The 276-nt window shown below is 46.4% G+C and carries 1 pseudogene; it reads left to right on the forward strand.

Annotation, left to right across the window (positions count from 1 at the left end):
* Window positions 1-31: 31 nt before the first annotated feature.
* Window positions 32-276: pseudogene (locus KVT27_RS24485) on the forward strand (alpha/beta hydrolase); the annotation flags it as partial.

A 276-nucleotide genomic window follows, 5' to 3' on the forward strand; every position in this document is an offset into this window, starting at 1 on the left:
GTTCAAAGCACTCTGGGCGGATCCAAGCCCTGTGAATAAAACTGCCTTTGCTAGTTTGGTTACCCCAACCTTCACCAAAAAACAATACCTTACCGGCGTTTGTCACCCGTATCTAATTAGTCCGGATGGTTACTCGATGGACCAATACTTTCTAGACCGTCCGGGGAATTCGGAAATTCAGTTGGCCTTGGGTTATGACTACCGAAAGAATGTAGAACAATATCCGCGCTGGCAGCATTATTTACAAACTTTTCAGCCGCCTACTTTGGTGGCATG

The sequence above is a fragment of the Lysinibacillus sp. GbtcB16 genome (assembly GCF_019091145.1).
Lineage (GTDB): Bacteria > Bacillota > Bacilli > Bacillales_A > Planococcaceae > Lysinibacillus > Lysinibacillus fusiformis.